Annotated in this window: 15 protein-coding genes and 3 tRNA genes; 3 read left to right on the top strand and 15 right to left on the bottom strand. The window is 62.8% G+C overall.

Translation table 11 applies throughout. The features are described from left to right. Nucleotides 1-110: 110 nt before the first annotated feature. The 15 genes from OKB81_RS12305 to OKB81_RS12235 all read right to left on the bottom strand — a co-directional run bounded on the left by OKB81_RS12305 (nt 111) and on the right by OKB81_RS12235 (nt 16,074). On the bottom strand, nt 111-1,307 hold the full coding sequence (locus OKB81_RS12305; RefSeq protein ID WP_010674385.1) for a Bcr/CflA family multidrug efflux MFS transporter: 1,197 nt from the start codon (nt 1,305-1,307) through the stop codon (nt 111-113). A 52-nt stretch (nt 1,308-1,359) separates the two neighbouring features. Then, the gene (locus OKB81_RS12300; RefSeq protein ID WP_160838708.1) at nt 1,360-3,048 is read right to left on the bottom strand and encodes a hypothetical protein; all 1,689 of its coding nucleotides are present in this window, start codon (nt 3,046-3,048) and stop codon (nt 1,360-1,362) included. Nucleotides 3,049-3,117: 69 nt separating this feature from the next. Further along, entirely contained in the window at nt 3,118-4,377 is a 1,260-nt protein-coding gene (locus tag OKB81_RS12295) for a hypothetical protein (RefSeq protein ID WP_160838720.1), read from the bottom strand. Between the two features lie 200 nt (nt 4,378-4,577). After that, a complete protein-coding gene (locus tag OKB81_RS12290) occupies nt 4,578-5,138 on the bottom strand; it encodes a hypothetical protein (RefSeq protein ID WP_160838710.1) in 561 nt (186 codons plus the stop codon). Nucleotides 5,139-5,280: 142 nt separating this feature from the next. Then, nucleotides 5,281-6,705, bottom strand: coding sequence for an NAD(P)/FAD-dependent oxidoreductase (locus OKB81_RS12285; RefSeq protein WP_160838712.1), 1,425 nt, complete (start codon nt 6,703-6,705; stop codon nt 5,281-5,283). A gap of 75 nt (nt 6,706-6,780) precedes the next feature. Then, nucleotides 6,781-7,620: an FTR1 family iron permease gene (locus tag OKB81_RS12280; protein ID WP_160838714.1), complete on the bottom strand. Its 840-nt coding sequence runs from the start codon at nt 7,618-7,620 to the stop codon at nt 6,781-6,783. Beyond that, nucleotides 7,620-10,580 carry a YncE family protein gene (locus tag OKB81_RS12275; protein ID WP_202395161.1) on the bottom strand — a complete coding sequence of 987 codons (2,961 nt, stop codon included), beginning with the start codon at nt 10,578-10,580 and terminating at the stop codon, nt 7,620-7,622. The genes OKB81_RS12280 and OKB81_RS12275 overlap by 1 nt, the downstream gene beginning before the upstream one ends. Nucleotides 10,581-10,584: 4 nt before the next feature. After that, nucleotides 10,585-11,034, bottom strand: coding sequence for a hypothetical protein (locus OKB81_RS12270; RefSeq protein WP_041212878.1), 450 nt, complete (start codon nt 11,032-11,034; stop codon nt 10,585-10,587). A gap of 118 nt (nt 11,035-11,152) precedes the next feature. Next, nucleotides 11,153-11,638, bottom strand: a complete 486-nt coding sequence (locus OKB81_RS12265; protein ID WP_270666400.1) for a YqhA family protein — start codon at nt 11,636-11,638, stop codon at nt 11,153-11,155. Between the two features lie 82 nt (nt 11,639-11,720). Continuing rightward, the gene (locus OKB81_RS12260; protein ID WP_270666399.1) at nt 11,721-12,422 is read right to left on the bottom strand and encodes a peptidase; all 702 of its coding nucleotides are present in this window, start codon (nt 12,420-12,422) and stop codon (nt 11,721-11,723) included. Nucleotides 12,423-12,453: 31 nt separating this feature from the next. Next, the gene (locus tag OKB81_RS12255; protein ID WP_103259930.1) at nt 12,454-13,254 is read right to left on the bottom strand and encodes a transglutaminase family protein; all 801 of its coding nucleotides are present in this window, start codon (nt 13,252-13,254) and stop codon (nt 12,454-12,456) included. Next, entirely contained in the window at nt 13,251-14,177 is a 927-nt protein-coding gene (locus OKB81_RS12250) for an alpha-E domain-containing protein (RefSeq protein WP_160838716.1), read from the bottom strand. Before OKB81_RS12250 ends, OKB81_RS12255 begins: the two co-directional genes overlap by 4 nt. Next, nucleotides 14,171-15,607 carry a circularly permuted type 2 ATP-grasp protein gene (locus tag OKB81_RS12245; protein ID WP_270664192.1) on the bottom strand — a complete coding sequence of 479 codons (1,437 nt, stop codon included), beginning with the start codon at nt 15,605-15,607 and terminating at the stop codon, nt 14,171-14,173. The genes OKB81_RS12250 and OKB81_RS12245 overlap by 7 nt, the downstream gene beginning before the upstream one ends. Before the next feature lie 313 nt (nt 15,608-15,920). Then, nucleotides 15,921-15,996 (bottom strand) — tRNA-Asn (locus OKB81_RS12240). A 2-nt stretch (nt 15,997-15,998) separates the two neighbouring features. Next, a tRNA-Asn gene (locus tag OKB81_RS12235) sits at nt 15,999-16,074 on the bottom strand. Between the two features lie 646 nt (nt 16,075-16,720). Between OKB81_RS12235 and dauA the strand changes: the two genes are divergently transcribed. The 3 genes from dauA (at nt 16,721) to OKB81_RS12220 (ending at nt 20,650) form a co-directional block, all read left to right on the top strand. Beyond that, nucleotides 16,721-18,457: a C4-dicarboxylic acid transporter DauA gene (gene dauA / locus OKB81_RS12230; protein ID WP_160838900.1), complete on the top strand. Its 1,737-nt coding sequence runs from the start codon at nt 16,721-16,723 to the stop codon at nt 18,455-18,457. A 270-nt stretch (nt 18,458-18,727) separates the two neighbouring features. Continuing rightward, nucleotides 18,728-18,815: transfer RNA gene (locus OKB81_RS12225), tRNA-Ser, on the top strand. Between the two features lie 137 nt (nt 18,816-18,952). After that, nucleotides 18,953-20,650, top strand: a complete 1,698-nt coding sequence (locus tag OKB81_RS12220; protein ID WP_270667904.1) for a site-specific integrase — start codon at nt 18,953-18,955, stop codon at nt 20,648-20,650. Nucleotides 20,651-20,859 lie beyond the last annotated feature (209 nt).

The raw sequence follows: 20,859 nt of genomic DNA, 5'->3' as shown, positions 1-20,859 counted from the left end.
ACCCAGGGCGGTGAAGATATCAAAGACCCGTTTTCCGGTAAATCGCAATGCGGCTCCGCTTAAGTGAACAGCATTGCTGTCCATGGACAGGGCTTTTTCATTGCAAGGCATCAGGGGACGCGCTTGCCGCTCAGCAGCCAGTAACTGAGGGCCGACCCCAGGCCGCAACCGGCGATGGCGATGGCCATGGGGAGCGGCGATTCGGGGGGATTGAGGTTGACCAGGACCCCCACCAGGGCCCCAAGGCCAAAGCGCAGGGTGCCCGCCAGCGCCGAGGCGGTGCCTGCGGACTGGGGGAAGTGGCCCATCAGGCCGGTCATGGCGTTGGCCCCCACCAGGCTGATGTGGCCGACGAAGAGCACGACCGGGATGACGATGCCCCACAGGCCGCCAGTCTGGCTCCAGGCGTTGTAGATGAGCAGGGCCCCGGCGAGCGGCAGCACGGTCAGGCCGTATCGCAGCATGCGCTCGGCACCCACCCCTTTCACCAGCCGGCTGTTGGCGAAGGTGACCACCATCATCAGCAGGATATTGAGGCCAAAGAGCCAGCCGTAGTGCTCGGTCGGCACCTTGAAATACTCGATGTAGACATAGGGGGAGGCGCTCAGGAAGGCAAACATGCCGGAGCTCGACAGGGCGCCGCACAGCACATAGCCCATGGCACCACGGTGGGAGAGCACCCCCCAGTAGTTGCGAAGCACCTGCCCGAGTCGCAGGGGCTGCTTGTGCTCGGGTTTGAGGGTTTCCTCAATCTTCCACTGCATCACCAGGCAGATGAGCAGGCTGATGGCCACCAGCAGCCAGAAGATGACCCGCCAGTCGCTGTGAGCGCTGATATACCCCCCTACCACGGGGGCCACCAGGGGGGCGAGGGTCATCACCAGGATGACGAAGGACATGGCGCGGGAAAACGCATCCTTTTCGAACAGGTCGCGCAGCAGGGCGTTGACCACCACGGAACCCGCGGCGCCCCCTGCGGCCTGCAACATGCGCCAGGCGAGGAGCTCAGGCAGGGAGTCCGCCATGGCGCAGCCCACGGAGGCCACGGCAAACATCGTCAGGCCCGCCAGGATCACCGGCTTTCTGCCGAAGCTGTCGGCGAGCGGCCCGTAAAAGAGCTGGCCGATGGCAAAGCCCCCCAGGAAGGCGCTGATGGTGAGCTGGGCGCCGTCGATGCTGGTAGCCAGATCCCGGGCGATGGCGGGAATGGCGGGCAGATACATGTCCACCGCGAGCGGAGTCAGGCCCGCCAGGGCACCGAGCAGGATGAAGAGGAAACGGGGGGAGAGGGAGCTGGCTTGGGGCATAGGGTATCCGAGTCGTGGGCTGGGCCGGGTTAAGAGGCAGGTGTTGAGTCTATCAGTTTTGGCGGGCGCGATCAGGTGCATCCTGCCCGATGCCCTTTTGTCGGGTGTGGCGCCAGAGCAGCCAGAGCCAGGCAAGCCATCCGAGCAGGGAGAGGGCATTGCCGGTGCGCTCCGGCCAGCGTGCCGCCAGGGTCAGGGTGAGGCTGTGGTGGCCCGCCGGAACCCAGAGTTGCATCAACCCCTGGCGATTGGCGCTCACCGTCAGCGCCAGGTGCCCGTCGAGGCGGGCCTCCCAGCCGGGGTAATGGTATTGGTGCAGGACCAGCCGGGTCGGCACCCGGGCCTTGATCTCCAGCGCCAGGGCGCGGGGTTGCCAGCGGGTCAGGCTCCAGCTCGCGCCTGGCGGTTCGGCGCTGACGGGCGGCTGGAACTCCTCCTTCCAGGCGAGCAGGGTCGGGGCGAACATGCCCCCCGGCACCTGCCTTGGCCTGTATTCCCGGGCACTGCGCTTGCTGTCGAACTCGAATGCCATGGCCTCCCGTTCGGGGGCCTGGGTCAGGGGGGCATGACGCACATAGGCCAGGGTGGAGAGGAGGGTCAGCAGAAATACTCCCCACCAGAGCCCCTGCCAGAGACGATGGGGCTGGGTGCCGAGCGCCACCACGGCGACCGTGGCAAGGGCGAGCACCAGGTTGAGCCGCCAGGGAAACTGCACCCGCTGCAAGGGGGGAAGCAGGCTCCAGAGAGGCTGGCTCGGGGGCAGCATCATCAGGAAGGCGACGACGCCGATCGCCCCCCAGCACAGCAGCTCGGGGTGACGCGGCTCCCGGGCGGCGGCCCAGGCGATGAGTAGCAGGGCCAGGGTCAGCATGCTCTGCCACGCCAGGTGACCGCGAAAACGCCAGTCCTCCCAGGCGCTGGGCAGGCGGTCGAGAAAGTTGCGCCTGTAGTCGAACATGCCGCCGCGCATCAGCTCCATGGAGATGGCCCCCTGATCCACTAGGGCGGGCAGCAGCAGGGCGGCTGCCATGCAAAGCCCCACCCCCTGGGCGCCGAGGGCTTGCCAGCAGGGCGTCAGAGTGCGGGTGCGTCTGGCGAACCAGAAGGCGCGCAAGGTGACCAGCCCCATCATGAGCAAGAGGCTGGGGAGGTGGGAGAAGGCCAGCAGCGCCAGCCCCAGGATCAGCAGGGGCAACCCCTGAGGTCGTCCGCGGTGGGCGAGATCCTGCCCCAGCAGGATAAGGGGAGCCCAGGCGAAGGCCCAGAACTCCGCCAGGGCGAAGCGGACATAGAGATCCATGGCGACATGATAGGGCAGCGCCAGATAGAGCAGGCTGGCGGCCAGGGCCCGGCCAGGGGGCGTGGTGGCACGCAGCCACAGATAGGCAAACACCCCGGAGAGCAGCAGGGCCAGGGTGGCGCTGCCAAGCAAAGGGTAGATGGCTTGCTGGGGGTGGGCACCGGGCCCGGCAAAGAGGGCGCTGACGTAGTAGGGGAGCGGGGGATAGAAGAAGAAGGTGGGGCTACCGAAGCCGCCGTTCATGGCCATCAGCCAGCGGGGATAGAGTTCCCCCTGCCAGAGCTGGCGGGCAAAGTAGTGGCCGGAGAGCAGGTGATGAAACAGATCGTGTCCCTGGCTGCCCCCCTGCCACCAGAGCGGCAGCATCAGCAGGGCGCAGGCCAGCAACAGGGCCAGCGCGACCCGGATCCCCTCCCCGGTTCCGCTCGTGTTTCTTTCCATTGCACTGGTTCCTGACAGACCCGGCTGTGAGTGTAGACGAGTCGTGCGATGCCCTCGCAAGCGCCCGGTTCAGCGGGGCAGGGCGAGCCAGAGGCCGGGTTCGGCGTGAAAGCGGGGGGAAAACCAGAGGGTGTCATAAGGGCCTGGTAGCGCCTCTGCCCCCGGGGGGCGGCGGCTGAGGCGGCAGGCCCCCTGGGTGAGCGCAAGGGCGGCATCCCCCCGGTACCAGCCGTCGGTGACGGGCAGGGTTGTGGTTTCCCTAAGCAGCCTCACTCCCCACTGGGTCACCAGCGCCGGGCAGTTTTTTTCGGCGACTCTGGCCGCCTGCACCATGGCGGATGGGCGAGGTGGGGTGAAGGTCACCGCGAGCAGCAGCAATCCGGCCAACGCGACCAGCCCAACTCCTCGGCGTGGCAGCCAGCCTGCCAGCAGCACGATACCGAGCAGGGTGATGGGCGCAAGATGGCGGGGATTGTCCGGATTCTGGCCAACCAGGGTCCACAGCAGCAGAGCGAGCCAGTAGAGGGACCAGACCGGGGAGAGGGCGGCATGGCCCTTTACCCTTTGCCAAAGAGGCTGCGCCAGCAGTCCCCCGACAGCCAAAGGCCAGAGCAGGGTGAACTGATCGTTGAAGGTATTCGTCCAGCTCAGCAGCCGATCGCCGTGAGCCGCCGCCGTGTTGCCCCAGAGGGTAAAGTGACCGTCGGTAAAGCGGCGCCCCTCGCTGAAATAGGCCCAGCCATCGGCCTGCCAGACAAACAGCAGGCAAGCTAGCCCTACCAGCGCAATGGGGAGCACAAACCTGACGCGCGTGCCCTGCTGCGCCAGCCCGAGCCACAGAGGTAGCAACGCCAGCACAAAATAGGAGGGACGCAGCGCCAGCATAAGGCCGAGCAGCAGACCTGCCAGGGCCGCTTTGCGATGCAGCAAGGCCAGCAGCGCTGCCAGCCAGGCGGCGAGCGCAGGCCCGTCGGACAGGCCGGAGAGGGCGAGCGTCGGGGTGAGCGGCAGGGCCAGCACCAGCAGCCAGACCGGCGCCAGCAGGCTTGGCCGTTGCCACAATCTGACCGCGAGGGAGGCGGCAAGCGGCGCCAGCAAACTGCTACCCAAGAGGCTTGCCCACTGCACCGCGCGGGCCGGATCGTCCACCAGCAGATTGATCAGCCGTGCCAGCCAGATAAAGGCGGGGTAGCCCGGAAAGTGGGGGGAGAACTCCAGTACGCTGAAGCGCACCACCCCGTGGGCAAAGTTGAGGGCATCGTCGGAATCGAGTGCTACCGGGAAGGTCAGCAGCCAGCCAAGCCAGGCCAGTTGCAGCAGGGCAAGCAGCCCCATGGTGATTGAGCTGGTGGAAACCCAACGCCGATACGCTGCCTTCCCCCTCATCCCCAGCCCTTCTCCCGCAAGGGGAGAAGGGGGCAAACCGGCGTCCGGGTGCATCTATCGGCAGGCCGTGCGTAGGGTGGGGAGAGTGCAGAGAAACCCACCGTTTGTCACAGCGAATTGGCGCAATGATGGGCTGGTGGCCATCAAAGCGGCACCAGCACGGTCATCAGCGCTTTTTCGGCATCGCTAAAGGCAGCGGCATCGGCAGGTTTGGCACCCACGCCGAACACTCCCGGGTTGCCGATGGCATCGAGCACCTTGGCCAGCGCCTGTTCGGCGGCCTTGCGATCCCCTTCACTGAGGGAGGGAAGGATCAAATCGAGGAAGCGCTTGCTCTTGACCACCAGCACCTTGGCGGTCTGGTAGTCGCCAAGGTTCTGGCTGGCCCCCTCGAGGCGGCGCTCGATCTCCGCCTTGTAGGCCCGGTTGAGCAGTGCCGCGGTAGCCGCAGCGTCTTTGGCCTTGATGGCGGCGGCCAGCGGTGCTTGCAGCTTCACCTTGTGGTGCTGTTCCAGATAGGTCAGCTCCTCGGCAATCTCGCTCAAGGTGGCGCTGGCATCCTTGCCATCAGTGGCGGCGCCCAGCAGCGCCTCGTGGGCATCGATCAGCGGCTCCTTGCCGGCGGCGGCGTAGGAGTAAGCCTGCGCCTGACCGCTCAGGGTCAGCAGCAGGGTGAGGGCAAGTAAACCCGGGCGGATGGTCATCCTGTTCTCCTTACTTATGCCAAGAGGTTATGCCCATGGCGCGGCACTCAGGCCACGCTCTGGGTTTCGATCACGGTGTTTTCGTTGCGATGATTGAAGGTGTTGCGGCGTCTGTCTGCCTGTTGAACACCAATCATCGTGTTCACGCCACGCTCTGGGTTTCAATGACGGTATTTTCGTTGCGATGATTGAAGATGGCGTGACGTCTGTCCACACCGTCGATCACCATGTCGGCGGCCATCATCCCCATCTCCATGGCGGTGTCGGTGAAGATGTAGCGGAATGTCCCCTGACGGCCGGTCATGATGAGGTTGCCTATCGGCATCAGCGCCTTGATGGCTTCGTTGCGGCGGGCCTGATAGCCCAGATCCATCAGCGGATAGGCGTACTCGCTGCGGGCTTCAAAAGTCTCATCGCCAAGTTTCTGGGTGTCGACGCCGAGGCTGGCGAGATCGGCGGTGACCCGGCCGCGCAGATCAGAGAGCGGTGCCTGCCAGGTGGCATCCCCCGGATTGCAGGGGATCTCCAGCATCACGGATGTTTGCCCCTGAGGCGCCATAAAGGGGCTGCGCCGGCGGGGCTCCTGCAGGCGGGTGGCCAGAATATGGGGGTCGGAGAGGTACTGCCAGGTGTTGTCCGACAGGTTCTCCTGTTTGAGGGGCATATTGACGAAGCGAAGCGACCGGTAGTGCAGATCGCACGGCAAACCCAGATGCTGGCAGGTGAGCGGCAGCGGCAGGGTGGAGATCACCTGATCAAAGCGCTCGCTCTGTTCCACGTCATCTTGTTTCCAATACACCCGCTCGATGCGGCCATCAACCTGCTCGAGGCGAGTGATGGTGGCGCCGGTCTTGAGCTCTACCCCCTCTGCCACCAGCCGCTCCCCCAGGGTGGTGAAAATCTGGCCAAAGCCATATTTGGGATAGCGGTATTTGCGGGCATAGGTGCGCACCGACATGCTGCCGTTGCGTCTTGGCAGCAGCCGGCGCGCCACGTCTTTGAGATCGATCAGGCTGATGCGCTGGCCAGCCCAGTCGGCGGAGAGCTTGTCCGGGTTGATGCCCCACAACTTGCCGGTGTAGCCCTCGAAGAACTGGCGGTAGAGGGTACGGCCAAAGTGGCTCTGGATCCACTCGGCAAAGCTCGCCTTGGCAAAATCGGTGGGCTTCTTGGCAAAGGGCAACAGCAACAGATCCTTCACCGCACCGGCCATCAGGGCCAGCGGCGCCGTCTTGAGCAAATTGGGCAGGTTCAGGGGGTAGTCGTAGGTGCGCCCGCCAAAGCGGATGACGCTCTTTCGCTCGGCGTGGAGCAGGTCGTCCCCCATCAGCTCGTCGATAAAGGCGAGCAGCTCGGGGTTCTTGGTGATGAAGCGGTGGCCGCCGTAGTCGAAGCGATACTCCCCGTCGCGCCCCTTGAAGGTCTGGGTGGCGCACATGCCGCCCACGACCGGCTCCTGTTCGAACAGGGTGACCGCAAAACCGGCCTGGCGCAGGCGCCAGGCGGCCATCAGACCGGCGGGGCCGGCGCCCAGCACCGCAATGTGCTTCTTGTTGTTGTCGTTCATGAGTGTTCCGAAACGGCGTGATAGCTGGGGGAGCGCGCCTGTGCGCGGCTCCCGAACAGAGTGTGATCCCCGGGCTCAGCCCCTGGTCGGAGCGGCGCTCCCCTGGGGGCGATAGCTGCGATGCCAGAGGGTGACAAAGATGATGAGGTAGCAGGCCCAGGTCAGCAACTGCAGGCCGGCCGGTGAGGCGTTGTAGCCAAACAGGGCGCGCAGGAAGGTGCCGAATACCCCCTGATCGTCGAGGATGTGGCTGATGTTGAAGACCGGCGTGGTCCAGAAGGTGATGACGTCCGCTGCCTGCAACATGTTGACGGCGGACGAGAGCAGACCTGCGGCGATGATGATGATAAGCAGCCCAGTCCAGCGGAAGAAGGGGGCCAGCGCCACCTTGCGGGTGGAACGCAGCAGCCCCCACACCAGTACCACAGAGACCAGCAGCCCCGCCAGCGCGCCCATCAGCCCCTGGTGCAGATCCACCCCTTGCCCGGAGTAGACCAGGGCCGAGAAGAAGAGCACGGTTTCAAAGCCTTCGCGCATCACCGCCAGGAAGGCGAGCAGTACCAGACCAAACAGGTTGCCGCCATCGATGGCCGCATCGATACGCGCTGTCATGGCCCCTACCTGGGATTTGGCCTGTTTTTGCATCCAGATAGCCATATAGGTGAGCACCAGGGTGGCAAAAATCAGGATCCCCGCCATCAGCAAATGGTTGTAGCGCTCGCTCTCGAACTGGCTCACCACCACCTGGAACAGGAAGGCGATGACAAGGGAGGCGACGAGACCGAGGCCCACCCCCAGATAGATGAACTTGTTGTAGCGGCTCGCCCCCAGCTTGGCGAGGTAGGAGAGGCAGATGCCGACCAGCAGGAAGGCTTCCAGCCCCTCGCGCAGGGTAATGAGAAAACTTGCGAACATCAGGATTGAGGCTCCATATCGGGCGTGAGGGGGAGGGGCTGCAGGGTCAGTTGCAGCCGATTGAGTTGCACTATGGGTGGCTCCGGCAAGCTCGGCTCGGCGGCGCGCACCGCATCATTGACCCACTTGGGGTAGGTGCGGAAATTGAGTCTGATATCGGCCTTGAAGGGGCCCTGGGCATCCGCCGGCAGCGGCCAGGCTTCATCGCGCCAGCCATCGGCCGGGATGCGGGTGTCTTCAATGAGCTTGGCGTAGCGCCAGAACTTGAGCCCCACCGGCTTGCCCTCGGCATCGCCGAACACTTTTCTAAATAGCCGCGCATCCTCAGGGACGGCGCCGTTCACCGGCTGGCCGCTTTCAAGCACCAGCTTGCCGCTGGCGTCGGTGACGGTCAGCTCCAGCCAGAGTTCACGGAAATCGGCCACCCCGGTGGGCAGGGCGTGGCCGGCGCCGGTATTGGCGACTCTCACCACCAGCGCGGGTTGGCCACTCTGGTTTTCAATGCGGGCCGAGAGGGTGGCGCTTGAGCGCAGCAGCGCCAGGCTCTCCTGCTCGAGGGTTGCACTCCTCAGCCCCACCAGCTGATGCTGGGCGCCGGTAAAGTTGTGGCGATAGAGCCGCGCTTTCACGGTGCCGTTTTCGGTGGACTGGCCCGCCACCGGCGCGCCGCCATTGCCCGGCTCGGGGTTCATATGGCAGTCGATGCAGGTGCGCCGTTTGGCAGGATCTTCGGCCTTGGCGAAGCTGGAGCTTTCCCACTCGTCCCAGGTGTTGACGATATTGGCGCCGGTGCCCGGGGCAAACTCGTTGTGGCACGACTTGCACAGTGCCGCGTCCCGGTAGAAATCCTTCTGGTAGGAGGCCTTGTGCATGGCGGGGCGGGCGTTGATCTGCCGCTCGGCCAGCCAGTGCTGGAGGCTGCCGCCGGCGGCATCCTCGAACACATAGCTCTCGCGGTCTTTCAAATTGACCGTAAAGGCGCTGTTGCCGCCTGCATCCTCGAGCTTGGTGATGCGATGACAGAGCACGCAGCCTGTGCCTTCTTCCACCACGGGCTTGCCTTTCTGGTGGGCCGCAATGAGCGAAGCCCCACCCTGCTCGAACATGTGAGAGCCCTTGGGCAGATCAGTCTGGCCGTTCATCACCTGCTGGGGCATGTGGCAGCCCTGGCACCACTGGCCGAAGGCTTCGCCCTCGGTTTCGCGTGCCAGTGCCTGCACCACCTTGTAGTAAGGGTGGGAGTTGCCCATCAGCCGGTGGTTGCTCTCGCTCCAGTCCTTGAACGCCTGTTGGTGGCAGTTCTGGCAGGAGGCGGAGTTGAGCCACTCTTTCGGGTGGGTGGTCGGCGCCTTGGCAGGATCCCTGCGCGAGGCATCGAGCCGCAGCCAGTTGGCCAGATAGGGGAGGTTGCCATCGGCGGTGACGAAGGCGTGCAGATCTTCCATCATCGCTTTCACCTCGGGATGGGGCTTGGCGGGATCGACCGGCTCGGCCCCATCGCGGGTGTCATGGCCCATGCCGCCCTGGGTCTGCTGGGTCATGCGCAGGTATTCGCCGATAAAGTCCCCCGCCACCATGTTGGCGAGGTTGGCGTGGCCGTTGATGGCGTTGTCGCCGCTCTGCTGGCGATGGGCCGCCATCAGATAGCGGTTGGTGAAGTTGAACCCGTCCAGATGGCAGGAGTTGCAGCTCATCCAGTTGTCCCCCGCCATGGGGAAGCGGCTGTTGGCGGCGGTATTACCCAGGTTGAACAACCGCTCGCCGCGCTGAAGCGCTTCGGGGCGGGGATCCGTCTCTACCAGTTTGGCGAAGTGGGGCACATCCACGGTGACCCGGGCAAACGGGCCGCTGCCGCCGCTATTGAGACGGGTGAGATCCTGCCCCATGACGTTGTGGACCAGGATGTGGTCGCCATCGATCAGCAGATCGCGCGGATTCTGGCCCGGCAGGTGACGCAATAGCTGGGTCGCCTTGGCGCCCCCCTGAAACTTCTTGCGGCGGTGGCGGTTGCTGTTCTGCTTGCCGCTGCGCGACAGGTCGAACACCAGCAAGTCTTCGGAACCCGCCAGGGTCAGATAGACCCGCTTGCCATCGGCGGCGAAGCGCGCCGTGAACGGGTTGGAGACGATCTGGCTGCGGTTGCCGACGCTGGGCAGGTTGATCTGCAAGAAGAGCTGTTTTCTTTCATCGACCCGCTCCTTCTCTTCATCGAGATCGATGATGGAGACGGCCGGGAAGACGGTGCTCTGAAACTGGAAGGGGTGGTCGAAGCTCCAGAGCACGTGGGGCAGCCAGGCTTCGCTGCCATCGGGGGAGAGGGCGATGCCGTCCAGCAGGCGTGGCAATCCCTGGGAGTCGCTCGGGGTATCGCTGTGGGTTTCCGCCAGGGTGATGAGCTTGGGCTTGGGGAGGGTAGCGTCCTTCTCAAGCTTGGCAAGGTCATAGATGGCGAGCTGGCCGGTCATGGCGTGGGTGAGCAGCAGGCGATCGTCGTCGGTCAGTGCCAGCCCGCGGGGAGTCTCGGCGGTTTTTGCATCCAGCTGGAGGTTGCCCGTGCTGTCATAAGCCTGAAGGTGCCCTCCCTCGAACAGCGTGACCCAGAACCAGCGCCGCTTGGGATCGAAGATGACGCCGTAAGGTCTATGGCCGGTGGGGATCGCCTTTTCCTGCTCGAGATCATCATCCAAGAGCAGCAGGCGATCGCCGCGGTAATCGGTGACCAGCAGGGTGCCGTCATCGGCGCGGGCCAGCTGGCGCAGGTCGCCCCCCAGCTGCACCTCGTTGAGGCGCTTGCCAGTGCCCCGCTCGAGCAGGGTGACGGAGCCGGCACTCTGGTTGGCGGTGACGAGGCGCGGGGCGCTCCCCTCGTCATAGGCAATCATGGCGGCGCCCATCTCCCGGGCCGAGGCGGTCCCCAGCAGCAGGGCGGCCAACATCAGGGATAACAACAACTTCAACATAAGATCAGGTGCGCCATTTCAAGATGGTCCAGCGCCAGGCGTGGCGCAGCACCAGGGGCGTCAACGCGAGGGCGCTCAGCCAGTGGGCCCAGCTGGCAAGGTTGCCGAGGCTATCCCCCGGGGTGCCGTGCAGCACCAGCACCAGTCCGCTTGCCAGACAGACCAGCAGCAAGGCTTCGATGATGCGCCCCGTGGTGCGCAGAAAAGGCTTGCGGCTTTTGCGCAGCAGGCTGCGATGGGAGAGCCAGAAGGCGCCAAACAGCAAGGGGAACAGGGTGAGCGAGAGGGCGACGTGCAAAAACAGGTTCCAGCGTGCCAGGGACCAGGTCGGCGTCAGGGGTTCCCACAGCAGTAGGCCGGAGAAAAACATCAGATAAAGGGCACCCTCGGCCGCCTGATGGTGATAGGCCAGCCACTGCCAGCAGTGTCGTGGTGAGAGGGAAAGACTCGTCATGGGTGCTCCAGCTCCCGGGCGGTTCAGCCCGGGGCGAGCAAGTTTACAATGCAGTAAGGGTAATGAAAAGAGTTATCAATTCGGCTCTTGATGAATAGACCCTGAATGGCGCCGGGCCCTATTTGTGCTCCGCCAGCCGCTCGGTCACCGCATAGATAAGTGCCGCGGTGGAGAAGGCGAGGAAGACGATGACCGACCACTTCATCTCGATCTCGTTGCCGGTGCCGTCGTCAAGGAAGGCTTTGAGCACCTCGATGCCGGCGATGGTCACCAGAGAGTTGATGACGATGAGCTTGAGGGACGCGAAGTTGATCTTGCTGAGCCAGTTGTCGCTGAGGGCCGCTCGCTGCTCCGGGGTCTTGATGAACTGCACGTAGCCGCAGATGGCCACCAGGATCAGCATCTGGGCCACCAGCACGAAGTCCACCAGGGTGAGTACCCCCGTGATGAGGTCCAGATAGTGGATGTCTATGATGTCGCGGCACAGCACATAGAGCTGCATGGCGAACTTCACCATCAGGAGGGCGACACAGATAAGGATGCAGACATAGAAAGGGAACATCATCAACCGGCTGCCGTTGAGCATGACGTTGAAGCGGCGCATGGGAAACTCCATCGAAAAGGAAGGCAGCCAGAATATCCGGAAAGAAAGGAGCGGGAAAGCGCCTTGGCGCCTCCCGCCCGGCCTAGAGGGGGAAGGTGGGAAGGCCCTGGAACAACTGTTGCAACCCCTCGCCCCAGGCCTTTCGCAGCGCCACGAAATGGGGGTTCTGTTCGGTGATGTGGTGCTGGTTCGTCGCCGAGAAGCTGCCCTCGTGATAGACCAGGGCATCCAGGGGCAAGCCCACCGACAGATTGCTGCGCAGGGTCGAGTCGATGGAGATGAGGGCGTATTGCAAGGCGGTCTGAAGCGGCGTCTCATGGTGGATGATGCGATCGATGATGGGTTTGCCGTACTTGCTCTCACCAATCTGGAAGTAGGGGGTGTCGGCGCTCGCCTCGATGAAGTTGCCCTCTGGATAGATGTGGAACAGGCGGTGGCGCTCCCCTCGGATCTGCCCCCCCAGCAGGATGTTGCAGCCGAAGTTGATATGGCCCTGCTGCTGACCCCCATCCCGGCTGATGACGGTGCGTATGGTCTGGCCGATGAGGGCGGCAGCCTCGTAGAGGCTGGGGAGGGCAAGCAGCTCCTGCCCCTCCGTCAGCAGGCTGATGACGCTCTGGGTGGTGGCCAGATTGCCGGCGCTTTGCAGCACTATCACCCTGTCCTCCCGGGTGAAGAGGTGCAATTTGCGGAAGGTGGCGGTGTGATCCACCCCCGCATTGGTGCGCGAATCGGACGCAAACACCATGCCGTCTTGCAGGCACATGGCGACGCAATAGGTCATGACCGCACTCCCGCCAGGACTCTCCCGGTCTTCATTGCTGCTGTCCATCCAGGCGGGTCACCTGCGCCTGGCTCTGCAACTGTTCGCACCCGCCGCCATAGCGCACGCCGCGCACCGGACAGGCATCCAGATAATCCATGCCGACTGCGAGCTTGAGGTGCTCGCTGGTGGAGCTGGTGAGGTTGGTGACGTCGAACGTGTGCCAGCGCTCCTCGATCCACACCTCGGCCCAGGCGTGCATCGCCACGTGGCTGTTGTCCTGGCTGTAAAGGTAACCGCTCACGTACCGTGCCGGCAGGCCGGCGTGGCGGCAGCAGGTCAGGAAGACATGGGTGTGGTCCTGACAGACGCCGCTGCCCGAAGCAAGTGCCTCGTCGGCGCTGAAGGTGGCATCCGTGCTGCCGGGCTGATAGGGCATCAGCACCAGGATGCGTGCCATCAGGCTCTGCAAGTCGGCCAGGGTCGGCGCCTCTGGCAGGCAGGCCTTCGCTAGATCCTGCAGGGCCGGGGTCGGGCGGGTGAGGGGGGTGGGCCTCAGGTAGCTCAGGGGAGAGATGAGGGAGGACTCCTCATCTTCCGGGGCGTCGTCGCAGATCTCCACCTCCCCGTGGGCGCGGATCAGGATCCCCTCGTGGGGGGACTCCAGGCTCAGCACGTGCAGTATGTTGCCGTAACCGTCCGTGGTGCAGGTGGCCTCCCCCGGCAGCTCCAGCTCCCAGGAGAGGATCTGCTGGCGGGCCGTGCTGTGGGGGGTCAGGCGCAGGTACTGGGTGCTGCGGCGCACCACGTCGGCATAGTGGTAGCGGGTCTGGTGATCGATGATGAGTCTCATAATACCTCCAGGTAGGCGGCGTGGATGCTCTGGCCGATGGCGCCGATGTCGCTGAGAAAATCACTCAGGTACTCCTGCATGCCGAGGGCAAAGACATCGTCGATGGCGCCATAGGTCAGATGGGCGTTGAGTATGGTGGTCAGGCGCCGGGGCGTCTGACCGGCGTTGCCCTCGATCTGGGCCAGGATCAGCTCCATCTCGTCGAGACAGGCCCGCAAGGAGCGCGGCACGTCATTGCGCAGGATCAGCAGCTCGGCGATGGAGGCGTGGGAGAGCGTCTTGTAGAGGGTCTGGTGGGCCTCGTAAGCACCCACTGACCGCAAAAGGGCGTTCCAGCGGTAGAACTCGCGCACGCTGTCCTCGTCCTCCCGGATCACCTGATACTTCACGGTCAGGATGCGTGCCGTGTTGTCGGCCCGCTCGATGAAGGTGCCAAGGCGCAGGAACCAGAGCACGTCACCGCGCATGATGGTGCCATAGGTGGCGCCGCGAAACTGGTGGGAGCGTTCCTTGATCCAGTCGAAGAACTCCTGGGCCTGGCCGCTGGATAGCCCCGCCTTGCGGCGCCTGCGTATCTCTATCCAGGCGGCGTTGATGCTCTCCCACACCTCACCGGGGATCTTGCCCCGCACGGCGTGGGCGTTGTCCCTGGCCATGCGCAGACAGCTGAAGATGCTGCTCGGGTTCTCCTCGTCGAAGCAGAAAAATTGCAGCAGGTTCTCCATGTTCACCTGGCCGTAGCGGGCCAGGAAGGGCTCGTGAGTGCCGCTGATGGTGAGGGGCGCCACCAGCTCGCTGTGATCGGCGTCGATGGAGGGCATCAGCGACATGGTCTGGGTGACGTCCAGCATGCGCGCCGTGTTCTCCGCCCGCTCCAGGTGGCGGGACATCCAGTAAAGTTCGCTTGCGGTGCGGCTCAGCATGGGCTGCCCTCCATGACCCAGGTGTCCTTGGTGCCACCACCCTGGGAGGAGTTGACCACCAGGGAGCCTTCGGTGAGGGCGACCCGGGTCAGGCCGCCCGGTACCAGGCGCAGCTCCTGCCCCGTGAGAACGAAGGGGCGCAGATCGATGTGGCGAGGGGCGATGCCGGCGTCGACGAAGGTCGGGCAGGTAGAGAGGGAGAGGGTCGGCTGGGCGATGTAGTTGTCCGGCCGCGCCTTGAGCAGCTCGCGAAAACGGGCCAGCTCCTCGCGACTGGCGCAGGGGCCGATAAGCATGCCGTAGCCGCCGGCGCCAAGGACCTCCTTGACCACCAGCTCCTCCAGATTGGCCAGCACGTGGGAGAGGGCAGCCGGCTCGCGGCACTGCCAGGTGGGCACGTTGTTGAGAATGGGATCTTCCCCCAGATAGAAGCGGATCATCTCCGGCACATAGGGGTAGATGGACTTGTCATCCGCCACCCCGGTGCCGATGGCATTGGCCAGCACCACGCCGCCGGCGCGGTAGACCGAGAGCAGCCCGGGCACGCCGATGAGGGAGTCCGGGTTGAAGGCGAGGGGATCGAGGAAGTCGTCGTCGATGCGGCGATAGATGACATCCACCCGTTTCAGCCCCGTGGTGGTGCGCATCAGCACCTGACCATCCTTGACCACCAGATCCGCGCTCTCCACCAGCTCCACCCCCATCTGCTGGGCGAGGAAGCTGTGCTCGAAGTAGGCGCTGTTGAAGCGCCCCGGGGTCATCACCACCACGCAGGGGTTGTCCACCGGGCTGCTCTCGCGCAGGGTCTGCAGCAACAGGGCCGGGTAGCGCTCCACCGGGGCGATGGGCTGGTTGTGAAACAGCTCCGGGAAGAGGCGCATCATCATCTTGCGGTTCTCCAGCATGTAGGAGACCCCGGAGGGGGTGCGCAGGTTGTCCTCCAGCACATAGTACTCACCGTCGTGGTTGCGGATGATGTCGACCCCTGTGATGTGGACATAGGTGTCCCGGTGCAGGTCGACCCCCTGCATGCAGGGCTGGTACTGGGCATTGGTGAGGATCTGGGCGGCCGGGATCACCCCCGCCTTCAGGATGCGCTGATCGTGATAGATGTCGTGCAGAAAGGCATTGAGGGCGGTGACGCGCTGGCGGATCCCCTTGTCCAGATGTTGCCACTCCCGGGCGGGAATGATGCGGGGAATGCTGTCGAACGGGATGAGGCGCTCGGCGCCGTCCCCATCCCCGTAGACGTTGAAGGTGATGCCGACCCGGCGAAACAGCAGGTCGGCCTCTTCACGCTTGCGCTCTATGCTCTTCTCGTCGGTCTGGTGCAGCCACGAGAGGTAGGCGTGGTAATGATCGCGAAACTGGTTGTCGGTGAGCAGCATTTCGTCGTAACAACCGGGTCCGGGGGGCTTGATGGGCAGCATAGGCAACTCCTTGTGACGTCCCTGCGTACATCACAAAGTGCAAGGGCTGTACCAGCCAATTGAGTCGCTATCGAGGCCAGTGTCAGTAATTTTTTATTGAAAAATCATATGGATGACTTATATGTCATCAAGGGTCAAGGCAGGGCGCACCAGAGTGGTACCCCATAGAGGGTAAGCCTGCGCCATCTTGTGGCAACAGGCCATGAGGGCAAGGGACGGGCGCAGCGGGATGCGGGCGCGGGAGGAGGCGTTCTGCCCCGTGCTGGGGCAGGGGAAACGAAAAAGCCCAGCCATAAGGCTGGGCTTTAGAATATGGCTCCCTCGACTGGACTTGAACCAGTGACATACGGATTAACAGTCCGCCGTTCTACCGACTGAACTACGAGGGAATTGGCTCCTCCTACTGGACTTGAACCAGTGACATACGGATTAACAGTCCGCCGTTCTACCGACTGAACTAAGGAGGAATGGCCTGTCTCGTCGAGACGCAGCGGATATTAATGATCCCCCGAACGGGTGTCAACCCGCCACTCCACGGAAAAAGGGCTTTTCGGCCCGTTTGCCCAAAACTTGGGCGCTGTGGACTATTTTCAGCACAATCAGCAGCTTGAGATGCCCTGCCTGCGGCCACGGTCGAGCTGGCCGTGCAGGCGCCCCGACCTGGATGGGGCGCCTTCATGGCGGGAACCGATGAATATCGGTGATGTCGCCCCTGTCGATGGGCTCGCCTCTGAGATGGTGGGGGGATGCGAGGGAGATGCCGATTCGCGATGACCGGGGATCTATTAAAGGAATGACTGGGAAAATCGGCGATATACCGGATGTCGATGGGCTTGCCTCCGAGGCGATGGGCGAGGGATTCGGGGAAGATGCTGGCTCTCGATGAGCAGAGAAATGAAGGGATGGCTGGGAAAATCGGCGATATGCGAGCTATCGATGACAATAATGCGGGGTAATGGCCATTTCTTGATCCTGCCCATCGAATTATCTGGCCGGGTCGGGTATGGTTGCCTTCGATACCATCGCCGCGTCGACAGCTCTGCCGGCCCTTGATGATGATCGGGTGCCGGTTCACCCCGGCCTTTGTCTCCCTCTTCTGGTATTACCCTAGACATGCACAATCAAGCTTCCTTACAAGGCGTGAAGCTGGCCATCGCATTGCGCCAATCCTGCATTGACGAACCCTACAGCGTGGCGCGCTTTGGCCGCGACCTCATCGCCGGCATCACGGTCGGCATCATCGCCATTCCCCTTGCCATGGCGCTGGCCATTGCCAGTGGGGTGCCGCCCCAGCACGGGCTCTATACCGCCATCATCGCTGGCATCGTCATCGCCGTGACCGGGGGATCCCGCTTCTCCATTTCGGGCCCCACTGCCGCCTTCGTGGTGATCCTCTACCCGGTGGCCCAGCAATTTGGCGTCGGGGGCCTCTTGATGGCCACCCTCATCTCGGGCTGTTTCCTGGTGGCCATGGGCATGGCACGTCTCGGGCGCCTCATCGAGTACATTCCCCCCTCGGTGACCCTGGGGTTCACCGGTGGTATCGCCATCGTCATCGCCACCCTGCAGATCAAGGATTTCTTCGGCCTGCAGGTCCTGGAGATGCCGGAAACCTATCTGGGCAAGGTACAGGCGCTGGCCCATGCCCTGCCAAGCTGGCAGTGGGGGGACACCCTCGTCGGGGTGGCGACGCTGGCGGTGCTGCTGCTCTGGCCGAGATTGCGCCTGCCGGTACCCGGCCATCTGCCCGCCGTGCTGGTGGGGGTGGGACTCGGGTTTGGTTTGCACCAGTTCGGGGTGGACGTCGCCACCATTGGCAGCAAGTTCAGCTATATCTTGGCCGACGGCAGTCAGGGCATGGGCATTCCCCCCATCGCCCCGACCCTGGTGATGCCCTGGGCGCTGCCGGGGCCGGACGGGGCACCGGTGGAGTGGAACCTCGCCGCCATCGAGCGGCTGCTGCCCGCCGCCTTCTCCATGGCAATGCTGGGGGCCATCGAATCCCTGCTCTGCGCCGTGGTGCTCGATGGTATGACGGGTCGCAAGCACAGCTCCAACGGCGAGCTGGTGGGGCAGGGCCTTGGCAACATCCTGGCCCCCTTCTTCGGTGGCATCACGGCGACGGCCGCTATCGCGCGCTCCGCCGCCAACGTGCGGGCCGGTGCCACCTCGCCCATTTCCGGTATTGTCCATGCGTTGGTGGTGCTGGCCGCCATCCTGGTGCTGGCTCCCTGGCTCTCCTGGTTGCCGCTCTCTGCCATGGCCGCCCTGTTGCTGCTGGTGGCCTGGAACATGAGCGAGGCCCACAAGGTGGTGGATCTGGTGCGCCGGGCGCCCAAATCCGATGTACTGGTGCTGCTGGTCTGCCTGTCGCTGACCGTCATCTTCGACATGGTCATCGCCATCACCTTCGGGGTGATCCTGGCGTCACTGCTGTTCATGCGTGAAATCGCCAAGATGACCAGGCTGCACAACCTGGCGGATCACAAACGCTATGCCAGCGAGGTGTCCCCCTCGACCCTTGTCTACAAGATCAACGGACCGTTGTTCTTTGCCGCCGCCGAGCGGGTTTTTGACGAATTGCTTGCCCAGGTGAAGGACCACAAGGAGTTGATCCTGCAAATGGAGGCGGTCTCCATCCTGGATGCTGGCGGTCTCACCGCCTTCCAGCAGTTCGCAAAACGCATGGCCAAGGCAGGGGTCCGTCTCAAGGTGGCTGAATTGCAATTCCAGCCTCTCAAGACCCTGGCGCGGGCCAAGGTGCGTCCGGTGGCGGGAGAGCTGGAGTTCTACGGCTCGCTGGAAGAGGCGATTCGAGGAGAACATTTGCACGAAGCGGTTGAAAATTGATGGAAAGGTATAGGAAATGGCATATTTTTAGTCACTTGGTTCGCTTATTGAGCAAACAGTGGCAAAAGATAAAAAATTGCATTGACCGCCTCGCGCCTATCCCTTACATTACGCCCCGTTCCAGCGCAACGGCGCAGCGAATTCGTGTTGGCTGAACACGTTAAAGCACAGACCAAAATTGGGTGCGGTGTCCGAGTGGCTGCCCACCGACGAAGTCGGCAAGATGCACGCGCAGCGTGCTCCGAAAGCCACTTCAAGCAGTGAAAATTTGGTGAGGTGTCCGAGTGGCTGAAGGAGCACGCCTGGAAAGTGTGTATACGGCAACGTATCGAGGGTTCGAATCCCTCCCTCACCGCCAAACAGTAAACCCCTGCTTTCGAGCGGGGGTTTTTCTTTGTAAGTCAAAAACTTCCTGATTTCATAGCGATTTTGTGATCAAACCATCCACCCCGGCCCTTCCGTGGTGGTACAAAAAGGTGATACAAAATGAGGTCTATGAGCAACCTTTTCCAAGACCGTCATGGCACGTGGTACGCCCGTGTTGTCGTCCCTAAGACTCTCCGCCCTGTCATCAACAAGACGGAGCTTCGTCGATCCCTGGATACCAAGGAAAAACCAAAAGCCCTTCGGGCCGCCTTGCCTGTTCTGGATGACATCCATCAGTTGCTGGAAACCGCCAAGATGGATCTGGCGGTGCAGCCCCTCGACCTATCCAACGCCGCTAACTGTTGGTACAACGCAATGATCGAGCAGCTGAATGGGGGTGACTCGGATGTTCGTGACCACTTTATACATCAAGAATGGGGTGGGGACGGTCTCGTTTGGAGTGATTACACCGATGCCCTGACCACGTTGCTGGAAGAGCTGGAGCGTTCGCCTGCCGCAGCACAAATAGATCGGCTCCACAGGTGGATGCACCCATACATTGAGGAAGCGTTCAAGGTATCAGGGCTTCGCCTGTATGTCGGCTCGGTCAACTACGTCTCCTTCACTCAGGAGCTTGCTAAAAAGTTTGTGAAGTTATCATCTGCCGTCGTGCAAAATACCGGAGTCAACATCATACAGAGGCGTATCGGCCAGCCCGAGACCCCCCTCGTACCGACTGGAGCCACCGCAGCCCGACTCATAGGGACGCGTGGACTTCGTCTGTCGGCCCTGTTTGAACGCTATAAGACCACTGTCCGGCGGCGAGAGCCGAAGAAGGCCGAGGGACGCATCCTTGAGTATCAGGTGTCGGTCGAGCGGTTTATCGAGTTACTGGGCGATAAAGGCATCGAGGAAATCCATAAGCGGGACGTTGCCGAGTTCCGCAACCTGATGGAGCAACTGCCAGCCCGCCCCAAACGAAATGTCTCATGCCTGCCGCTACGCCAACAGATTGCCCTGGTCGAGGAGCACGGCCTGCCACATCTGTCTGCTGCTACCGTCAAGAAGTTAGGGCGAGCCCTGTCCGCAGTACTGGGGCTGGCGGTTGAAGATGGTCTGCTGGAGTACAACCCTGCCCACGGGGTCAAGTATGCGGAAGGCGTAGTGAGCCCGCTGGATGAGCCGGAGTACCCTTTCACGGCCTCCGAGCTGGCTACTATCTTCGGTTCCCCCTTGTTTGCGAGACGTACCCAGCATACCCGATTCGGGGAAGCTCACTACTGGGTGCCGCTGATGTTCTACTACACGGGGGCTCGGGCCGAGGAGATTTGCCAGCTCTACGTAGCAGACTTGATGCAGCAGGATGGCGTCTGGTTCTTCCGGGTGGCGGAGTCGCGGGAAGATCAAAGTGTGAAGAACCGCAGCAGTAACCGGGACATTCCGGTGCACCCCCATCTGCTGGCGCTGGGCCTGTTGGACTATGTTCGCACCTTACCTGCCGATGGCCGCCTGTTCCCCCTGTTGCAACCCTCTGGCACCAAGCAGAAATACCATGTGCGACTGGGTGTGTGGTGGCAGCGGTACTTGCGTGAGAAACTCAAAATTGAGCGAACAGATATTCAACCGTTCCACAGCTTCCGGCATACCTTTATCAACTTCATGCGGGAAGCGGGTGTCCGTGAGGATGTACAGAACTCCATCACAGGCCACAGCCAGTCTGGCGAGAGGACGGCAACAGGCAGAAGGTACGGCACCTATACGCTGAGCTTGAAGAAGAGCATCGTTGATGCCATCCCGCTGGTCCCTATCCCTGCCGATGCCGGATAAAGGGAGGGATGGGTCTGCCGAGATGCTGAAATTTTGGCATTTTTAAGAACTTTTTCTACGAGATTTCATACAGGAAAAGTTCTATAAAATGCTGGAATTTCGGCAGATTGACTGCTTGGCTTGGGCCTTTTGCCTTTGTTGGCGGGCAAAACGGGAAAGTCAAAAACGGCAGAGGGGCCCGCAGGCCCCCCATTCGTCATACTGTGTAG

This window comes from Aeromonas sp. QDB56, from assembly GCF_027705505.1.
Lineage (GTDB): Bacteria > Pseudomonadota > Gammaproteobacteria > Enterobacterales > Aeromonadaceae > Aeromonas > Aeromonas caviae.
This window is presented reverse-complemented; position numbering and strand designations above follow the sequence as displayed.

What these genes read in the sequence shown, in the direction of transcription:
- OKB81_RS12305 (WP_010674385.1), bottom strand. Translation starts at nt 1,307, where the DNA reads ATGCCCCAAGCCAGCTCCCTCTCCCCCCGTTTCCTCTTCATCCTGCTC.
- OKB81_RS12300 (WP_160838708.1), bottom strand. Translation starts at nt 3,048, where the DNA reads ATGGAAAGAAACACGAGCGGAACCGGGGAGGGGATCCGGGTCGCGCTG.
- OKB81_RS12290 (WP_160838710.1), bottom strand. Translation starts at nt 5,138, where the DNA reads ATGACCATCCGCCCGGGTTTACTTGCCCTCACCCTGCTGCTGACCCTG.
- OKB81_RS12285 (WP_160838712.1), bottom strand. Translation starts at nt 6,705, where the DNA reads ATGAACGACAACAACAAGAAGCACATTGCGGTGCTGGGCGCCGGCCCC.
- OKB81_RS12280 (WP_160838714.1), bottom strand. Translation starts at nt 7,620, where the DNA reads ATGTTCGCAAGTTTTCTCATTACCCTGCGCGAGGGGCTGGAAGCCTTC.
- OKB81_RS12275 (WP_202395161.1), bottom strand. Translation starts at nt 10,580, where the DNA reads ATGTTGAAGTTGTTGTTATCCCTGATGTTGGCCGCCCTGCTGCTGGGG.
- OKB81_RS12270 (WP_041212878.1), bottom strand. Translation starts at nt 11,034, where the DNA reads ATGACGAGTCTTTCCCTCTCACCACGACACTGCTGGCAGTGGCTGGCC.
- OKB81_RS12265 (WP_270666400.1), bottom strand. Translation starts at nt 11,638, where the DNA reads ATGCGCCGCTTCAACGTCATGCTCAACGGCAGCCGGTTGATGATGTTC.
- OKB81_RS12260 (WP_270666399.1), bottom strand. Translation starts at nt 12,422, where the DNA reads ATGACCTATTGCGTCGCCATGTGCCTGCAAGACGGCATGGTGTTTGCG.
- OKB81_RS12255 (WP_103259930.1), bottom strand. Translation starts at nt 13,254, where the DNA reads ATGAGACTCATCATCGATCACCAGACCCGCTACCACTATGCCGACGTG.
- OKB81_RS12250 (WP_160838716.1), bottom strand. Translation starts at nt 14,177, where the DNA reads ATGCTGAGCCGCACCGCAAGCGAACTTTACTGGATGTCCCGCCACCTG.
- OKB81_RS12245 (WP_270664192.1), bottom strand. Translation starts at nt 15,607, where the DNA reads ATGCTGCCCATCAAGCCCCCCGGACCCGGTTGTTACGACGAAATGCTG.
- dauA (WP_160838900.1), top strand. Translation starts at nt 16,721, where the DNA reads ATGCACAATCAAGCTTCCTTACAAGGCGTGAAGCTGGCCATCGCATTG.
- OKB81_RS12220 (WP_270667904.1), top strand. Translation starts at nt 18,953, where the DNA reads ATGAGCAACCTTTTCCAAGACCGTCATGGCACGTGGTACGCCCGTGTT.